Below are 3,378 nucleotides of genomic sequence, written 5' to 3'. Positions count from 1 at the left end.
ACGCGCATGAGTTCATTGAGAAAGCCGCCCTGAGCTGGTTCGGCGAGTACCGCCAGCGCATCGCCCGCGGCGAGATCACCCACCGGCCGCGCGGCGACGCGCGCATCCGCCAGGGTGCCTATACCGGCGGCGCCGAAGCCGCGGCCTGACCGTTCCACCCACGAAGTCCTGTCCGAGAACCTGTCCGAAGAGAGGAGCCCACCATGGCCTACAAGATCATCGCCTCCCAGTGCTCCGGCTGCTCCGCCTGTGAGCCCGAGTGCCCCAACGATGCCATCCGCGAAAAGGGCGGCACTTTCATCATCAATCCCGACAAGTGCACGGAGTGCGAGGGCCACTTCGACACGCCGCAGTGCGTGGCGGTGTGCCCCGTGGACGGCTGCATCAAGAAGGCCTGAGGTCAACCAACATGATTCAACCCAATTTCACCCTGACGCCCGCGGCGTTGAAGTTCATGCGCCGCATGGTGCGTTTCTCCGAAACGCCCGCAGGCGGCTTTCGCCTGACGGTCAAGCCGGGCGGCTGCTCGGGCTACGCCGCCGAGTTCACCGTGGAAGCCACGCCGCGCGACGGTGACGCCGAGCAGGCGGTGGAAGGGCTGCGCATGTTCCTGCCGGCAGAAAGCCGCCTGCTGCTGGACGGCGTGACCATCGACCACGTGGACTCGCCGCTGCAGTCCGGCTTCGCCTTTGCCAACACCAAGGGCGGCTCCTGCGGCTGCAGCTCCAGCGGCGACGCGATCACGCCGCCGGCCGAGGCCGCGGTGTCGCTGTCCTCCATCAAGCGCATGTGAGCATGGACGCGGCAGCCGACTTCGACACCGCCGTCCTGGGCCTGGCCTTGCCGCCGGGCGTCGAGGAAGCGCTGGCCGAGGCGGGTCGGCGCCGCGCCGACCCGCCTGCCGCCATGGCCGCGCTCATGCGAGCGCAGGCTCTGGCGCCAGGACATCCGGCGGTGCTGATTGCGCTGTACCGCCACCATTTCTACGGCCACCGGCTGCACGCGGCGCGCGACGTCGCGCGGCAGGCGCTGGTGGTCGGCGCCCAGGCGCTGCGCCTGCCCGGCGTGTGGCGCCACGTGCGCCCGCAACCGTTGCCCGGCGCGCGCCACGATCCTTCCGCGCGCTTCTACCTTTTCGTCCTCAAGGGCTACGCCTACCTGAGCCTGCGCTTGGGCGACGACGTGGAAGCCCGCGACGCGCTGGCGCTGCTGCGCGCGCTGGACCCCGAGGACTGCGTGGGCGCCGCGCTGCTTGAAGGCGTGCGCCAGCGCGCCCTGCGCGGCGGCGACGACGACGATGACGACCCCGCACCCGTGCCCGTTGCCACCGGCGCGGCGGCGTGGAACCGCCTGGCACCCGCCTGACGGAACCCGAGATGGAGGCCCAAGTGAAGTTGACGGCGGACGACATCCCATCCATCGATTGGCGGGGCGAGCCCATCACCGAGGCCAGTTGCGCCGGCTGCGTGCACGCGCGGCTGCGCGCCAGCGGCGGCTGTGAGCCGGGCCGCAGCTGCATGCAGGACGCCTATGCGCGCCGCATAGACCGCTTCTTCCGCACCTGGCCGGAGCTGGCCAACGAGCATCTGGCACACGGCTACTTCGAAGTGCGCGCCATCGCCGCGCGCCATGCCGAGCTGTTCCGCCTGCCCGCGCTGCTGGACGACCCGGACGAAACGGTGCGCATGCAGCTCGCCCTGCGCGTGCCGCAGCGGCTGCTGCTGCGCATGGTCCACGACCCGCACCGCGAAGTGCGCATACGCGTGGCGCAGCGCATAGAAGCCACCGCCTTGCCTTCCATGCTCAAGGACCCGGACTACCAGGTGCGCCAGACCGTCGCGCGGCGGCTGCCGGAGGCCCTGCTGCCGCTGCTGATGCACGACGTGGACCTGCAGGTGCGGCTGGAAGTGGCCCGCCGGCTGCAGATGCCCTCGCTGTGGCGCATGGTGGAAGACGCGGCACCGGAAGTGCGGCGCATCGTGGCCGAGCGGCTGCCCGCGCCGCTGCTGGACGCACTGGCCACGGACGGCGACTGGACCGTTCGCTGGGAAGCCGCGGGCCGCGCCCTGGGCCATGTGCTGGAGCGGCTGCTGAGCGACGAGGAACCCGAGGTGCGCGAGCGGGCCGCCGCGCGCCAGGCTGAACTGGAGTGCACCCATGGCTGACATTGCCCGAGACGACGACATCATCGAGATCGCGCTGCCGCCGCGCTATGCCATGGGCGAGCGCGTCATCAGCCGCAGCGTCATACGCAACGACGGCACCTACAACGGCAAGGACATCGGCGACGTGCTGGTCAACCGTGGCGAGATCGGCTACGTGCGCTCCATAGGCACCTTCCTGCAGCAGTTCTACATCTACGCCGTGGAGTTCCCGGACAGCGGCACACGCGTGGGCATGCGGGCCAAGGAGCTGTGCACGCTGGACAACCTGCCTGACGAGGTGCTCGCGCAACTGGGTGAGCGTGCCGGGCAACTCGGCCACCTGCTCTGACGGCCTGCCATGAACGCCGCCGCCTTCGATGAGGAGGTCGCCCCAGCGCGCAACCGCGTGGTGGAGCTTGACGGCGCGCGCATCCGCCGAGCCATACGCTCGCGCAAGCGCTACCGCTACGTGCAGCCACGCGTGCAGCGCGAGGGCCTGGGTTGGCTGGTGATCAGCCCAAACTGCTCACGCAACGTCGACCCCGACGGGGGCGAGATTCCCGTGGCGTGGCTGCTGCCCGCCAACCTGGGCTGCTGGCTGCTGCACAAGCGCGACCACGAACAAGGCTGCTGGGTGCTCAAGAGCGCCGGCGTGACGCTGATGCAGGCGCTGCAGGAACTGTGCGAGGACCCGCTGCGCGAATTTTGGCCCTAGGGCCGCTGCCGGCTCGGCCGCAAGCAACCACTTTCCCGGCCTCGCCGGGGTTTGCCACGTGCCCGGCGCTGCCGGGTGCACACATGAACGACTCCCTCAACCACTGGAGCTGACCATGCCCCAACTCACCGTATTGCCCGCCAACAAAGTCATAGATGCCGCGGCCGGCCAGACCATCCTGCAGGCGCTGCTCGCGGGCGGCGAAGCGCTGCAGAGCAAGTGCGATGGCCAAGCCAAGTGCGGCGCCTGCCACATCTTCGTGAAGGAAGGCCGCAAGGGCATCTCGCGCATCTCGCCCACGGAAAACGCCAAGCTGGATTCCATGGTGGGCGTGAGCAGCAAGTCGCGCCTGGCCTGCCAATGCGTGCTGGGCGAAGAGCCGGTGACGGTGGAACTGCTGGGCGCACTGTCGGGCTTCTGACCCCCGCTGCGCGGTGCCTCCAGGCGCCGCCTCTGCAGGGCCCGCCGGAACATCCGGCGGGCCCTTGGCCTTTCTTGGGCGGGCCGCTGGTAACGCTT

The 3,378-nt window shown here is 69.8% G+C and carries 7 protein-coding genes; all 7 read left to right on the top strand.

Annotated elements, in window-relative coordinates; translation table 11 throughout:
* The first annotated feature begins 203 nt into the window (after positions 1-203).
* The 7 genes from ALA01S_RS30470 to ALA01S_RS30440 all read left to right on the top strand — a co-directional run bounded on the left by ALA01S_RS30470 (position 204) and on the right by ALA01S_RS30440 (position 3,280).
* Positions 204-398, top strand: coding sequence for a 4Fe-4S binding protein (locus ALA01S_RS30470; RefSeq protein ID WP_066343462.1), 195 nt, complete (start codon positions 204-206; stop codon positions 396-398).
* An 11-nt stretch (positions 399-409) separates the two neighbouring features.
* Positions 410-793: a HesB/IscA family protein gene (locus ALA01S_RS30465; protein WP_066343461.1), complete on the top strand. Its 384-nt coding sequence runs from the start codon at positions 410-412 to the stop codon at positions 791-793.
* Positions 794-795: 2 nt separating this feature from the next.
* On the top strand, positions 796-1,365 hold the full coding sequence (locus ALA01S_RS30460; RefSeq protein ID WP_066343459.1) for a hypothetical protein: 570 nt from the start codon (positions 796-798) through the stop codon (positions 1,363-1,365).
* A gap of 23 nt (positions 1,366-1,388) precedes the next feature.
* On the top strand, positions 1,389-2,165 hold the full coding sequence (locus tag ALA01S_RS30455; protein WP_373863023.1) for a 4Fe4S-binding leucine-rich repeat protein: 777 nt from the start codon (positions 1,389-1,391) through the stop codon (positions 2,163-2,165).
* Positions 2,158-2,493 (top strand): nitrogen fixation protein NifZ, encoded by a 336-nt coding sequence (locus ALA01S_RS30450; RefSeq protein ID WP_066343452.1) that lies wholly within the window; start codon positions 2,158-2,160, stop codon positions 2,491-2,493. Before ALA01S_RS30455 ends, ALA01S_RS30450 begins: the two co-directional genes overlap by 8 nt.
* A 9-nt stretch (positions 2,494-2,502) precedes the next feature.
* Positions 2,503-2,859: a DUF3024 domain-containing protein gene (locus tag ALA01S_RS30445; RefSeq protein ID WP_066343451.1), complete on the top strand. Its 357-nt coding sequence runs from the start codon at positions 2,503-2,505 to the stop codon at positions 2,857-2,859.
* A gap of 115 nt (positions 2,860-2,974) precedes the next feature.
* Complete coding sequence (locus tag ALA01S_RS30440; protein ID WP_066343448.1) at positions 2,975-3,280, top strand: 2Fe-2S iron-sulfur cluster-binding protein; 306 nt, start codon at positions 2,975-2,977, stop codon at positions 3,278-3,280.
* Positions 3,281-3,378 lie beyond the last annotated feature (98 nt).

It is taken from the genome of Azohydromonas lata NBRC 102462, assembly GCF_001571085.1.
In the GTDB taxonomy this organism is placed as follows: Bacteria; Pseudomonadota; Gammaproteobacteria; order Burkholderiales; family Burkholderiaceae_C; genus Azohydromonas; species Azohydromonas lata.
Note: the sequence above shows the minus strand (reverse complement) of the source record. Positions and strands in the feature narration are given on the sequence as shown.

Excerpts from the sequence above, each read along its gene's own strand:
- ALA01S_RS30470 (WP_066343462.1), top strand. The coding sequence starts at position 204 with ATGGCCTACAAGATCATCGCCTCCCAGTGCTCCGGCTGCTCCGCCTGT.
- ALA01S_RS30465 (WP_066343461.1), top strand. The coding sequence starts at position 410 with ATGATTCAACCCAATTTCACCCTGACGCCCGCGGCGTTGAAGTTCATG.
- ALA01S_RS30460 (WP_066343459.1), top strand. The coding sequence starts at position 796 with ATGGACGCGGCAGCCGACTTCGACACCGCCGTCCTGGGCCTGGCCTTG.
- ALA01S_RS30450 (WP_066343452.1), top strand. The coding sequence starts at position 2,158 with ATGGCTGACATTGCCCGAGACGACGACATCATCGAGATCGCGCTGCCG.
- ALA01S_RS30445 (WP_066343451.1), top strand. The coding sequence starts at position 2,503 with ATGAACGCCGCCGCCTTCGATGAGGAGGTCGCCCCAGCGCGCAACCGC.
- ALA01S_RS30440 (WP_066343448.1), top strand. The coding sequence starts at position 2,975 with ATGCCCCAACTCACCGTATTGCCCGCCAACAAAGTCATAGATGCCGCG.